A 2,962-nucleotide genomic window follows, 5' to 3' on the forward strand; every position below is an offset into this window, starting at 1 on the left:
GAATCCCAGGCGAGCTACGAAGGCTGGTGCAAGGACGCCGAAGCCAGGATCAACTGGAACAATCACATCGACACCATCCACAACCTCATCCGCGGCTGCGACCCGGCGCCCGGCGCCTGGACGACCGTGGACGGCGAGAAAGTTCGCCTGTTCGAGGTTAAGAAACATGTGGCGCGCAAGTTCGCCGACGTGGTCGGCAAGCCTGGCGAAATCAGCTGGGTAGGCGACAAGACCCTGCAGGTCACGGTGCAGGGCGGCAATCTGGAGATCCTCAAGGTCCGCACCGAGAGCGGCGCGAAAATGTCCGGCGCCGAGTTCGCCAGGTCGAAAGGCCTGCTGGCGGGGTCGAAGCTCGGAACCGAAGCCCCGGCCGCCAAGCCTGCCGTGCAGGCGAAGGCCGAGCCCAAGGATGTTGCCGACGCCTGATGCCGTCGACCCGGGCGGGATGCCGTGACGCATTCCGCCTCAGGTCAAATCAGGCTCGCTTGCGCGCCACGTCCGGCTTCAGGCGCGCTGCAAGGAACTCCTTGACCCGTCGGCCGGGCGCCGGGCCGCGCACCGGCTTGAAGCCGTCGTCGAGTTCGCCGGACAGGTCGAGCGTCGCCCGCTTGCCGACGGCGTCGTAGTTCTCGTCAAGCCAGTCGCTGGCCGCGGTCCGGCCGAGATCGCGCAGATAGGTGAGGAAGGCCCATTCGGCATTGACCTTGGACGATGCCGACAGGTCCTTGAACGCTTCGTCGGCATCAATGCGATGCATGCGGATATCGCGGTATTCGCCATGCGGCAGACGGCCTGCCGCAATCAATTCCTTGACGAAGGCGATCGAGCGGAATTCGCGCAAGAGCCCGGCATTGAACGTGATTTCGTCGATGCGGTTCTGGATTTCGTTGGCGCTCTTCGGCGTGCCTTCGCGCACCACCGGATTGATCTGCACCAGCAGCACGTCCTCGGTCGCGCTGGCCTTGAAGAACGGGTAGAGCGCCGGATTGCCGCCATAACCGCCGTCCCAGTAGGGCACGCCCTTGATCTCGACGGCGCGGAACAATTGCGGCAGGCAAGCGGACGCCATCACCGTGTCGAGGTCGATCTCGCCATCGGAAAAGACGCGCAGTTGCCCGGTCTCGACATTGGTCGCCGAGATGAACAGCTCCATCGACTTGCACGCCCGCACATTGGAGAAGTCGATCTCCTTCGCCACCACATCGCGCAGCGGATTGAGACCGAGTGGGTTGGCGACATAGGGCGAGAACACCCGCGACATGGTATCGAAGAAGACATAGCCCGGCGTGTTCTCGATCGACCAGTTGCCCCAGGCGACGTCCCACGGCATGCGCTGCACCGGGCTGAAACGTCCCTTCGAGGCCACCGCGCGCCAGAAATCGTCGAGCTTCTTGCGCGCGCCCTCGACGCCGTCGCGCACGAAACCATCGGCAAGCGCCACCGCGTTCATCGCACCCGCGCTGGTGCCGGAAACGGCCGCGATCTCGAGCCGTCCGTCCTCCAGCAGGCGGTCCAGCACGCCCCAGGAGAAGGCTCCGTGCGAGCCGCCGCCCTGCAGCGCGATGTTGATCTTCTTCTTTTCCTCCGCCTTGCCGTTCTTCGCCATGGCGTTCCTGTCATCCTGTAGGTCGACCTGCCCCTGCGTCACTGTGTCGGGACAGCTGTCGTCAGCTCATGCTGCAGTGCAGCATATAAGGATGAACCAAGGCAAGAACACGAACACACAAGCGTGATCGAGCGAAATTTCGGTCATGCGAACACCACCGCCCAAAGGGGCGGTGGCGCTTCCGTCAGGCGGGTCTGAAATGTCAGGCGACGAGGTCCGGCACCGGTCCGACATAGCGCGATTGCGGCCGGATCAAGCGTCCGGTCGCCTGCTGCTCGCGCGCATGCGCGATCCAGCCAGCGACGCGACCGGCGGCAAAGACATTGGAGAACGCCTCTTTTGGAACACCGGCCGCTTCAAGCAGAAGTGCCGTGTAGAATTCGACATTGGTCTGGATCGAGCGCTGGGGCTTGGCGACCCGCAGCACTTCGAGCGCCGCTTGCTCAACCGTTTCGGCTAAGGCCAGCCGGCTATCCGTCCCGCTCTTTGTGCCGAGCTGCCGGACCACTGCTTTCAGCACATCGGCGCGCGGATCACGCACGCGGTATATGCGATGGCCAAAGCCCATGACGCGCTCGCCGTGGGCGATCTCGTCGCGCAGCCAGGCAGCGGCGTCGCCGCTGGCCTCGATGGCGTCGAGCATCTCGATCACCGGCCCGGGCGCCCCGCCATGCAGCGGTCCTTTCAGCGCGCCGAGCCCGGCCAGGATCGCGGAGGTCAGTCCAGCCTGGGTCGATGCCACAACGCGCGTCGCGAAGGTGGAAGCGTTGAGCCCGTGGTCGCACACCGTCACCAGATAAGTGTCGAGCGCCTTGGCAAGCGCCGGCGACGCGGTGCCGGAGAGCATCCGCAGCATGTCCGCGGCATGATCGGCGCGGCTGTCGGGGGCGATGGGCTTCTCGCCACGGGCAAGTCGCAGCAAGGCGGGCGTCAGCACCGCCGGCGCCGCAATCAGCCGCAGCGCATCAGCCAGTTCGTCGCCATCCGGCAGCAAGGCCATGCCGGCGCGCATGGCGCTGTAGATGCCGAGCGGCGCAAGCTGAACGAGCATCGGCTGCAGCCGTTCGAACACCTCGACGCGTGCCTTCCCGATGGCCTTTTCCAGTTCGGCGTCACCGGGGAGTTCATCGAAAAAGCCGTCGAACAGCAGGCGGACCACCTGGCCGTAGCGCCAATGGCCGGCCAGTTCCATCAATGAGTGACCCCGGATCGTGAGATGCCCTCCGACGCCGTCCACATCCGAAAGCACCGTGTCCGCCGCAACGACATCGTCGAGCCCGTTTGCCATGACTTGTCTCCTTGACCTTTTCCGCACTGCAATTAATGCTGCGCAGTCAATGCATCAATCTTGATCAA

The 2,962-nt window shown here is 64.6% G+C and carries 2 protein-coding genes and 1 pseudogene; 1 reads left to right on the forward strand and 2 read right to left on the reverse strand.

Features of this window, described 5'->3' with window-relative positions; all coding sequences use genetic code 11:
* A pseudogene (locus Q0L57_RS10545) lies at positions 1-426 on the forward strand (methionyl-tRNA formyltransferase); the annotation flags it as partial.
* A gap of 49 nt (positions 427-475) precedes the next feature.
* On the opposite strand, the gene Q0L57_RS10550 reads toward Q0L57_RS10545, so the two are convergent.
* Together Q0L57_RS10550 and Q0L57_RS10555 are read right to left on the reverse strand one after the other, a co-directional pair.
* Positions 476-1,606 carry a patatin-like phospholipase family protein gene (locus tag Q0L57_RS10550; RefSeq protein WP_296742235.1) on the reverse strand — a complete coding sequence of 377 codons (1,131 nt, stop codon included), beginning with the start codon at positions 1,604-1,606 and terminating at the stop codon, positions 476-478.
* Positions 1,607-1,808: 202 nt separating this feature from the next.
* On the reverse strand, positions 1,809-2,894 hold the full coding sequence (locus tag Q0L57_RS10555) for a citrate synthase/methylcitrate synthase (protein ID WP_296742238.1): 1,086 nt from the start codon (positions 2,892-2,894) through the stop codon (positions 1,809-1,811).
* Positions 2,895-2,962 lie beyond the last annotated feature (68 nt).

It is taken from the genome of Mesorhizobium sp. (assembly GCF_024509055.1).
GTDB lineage: Bacteria > Pseudomonadota > Alphaproteobacteria > Rhizobiales > Rhizobiaceae > Mesorhizobium.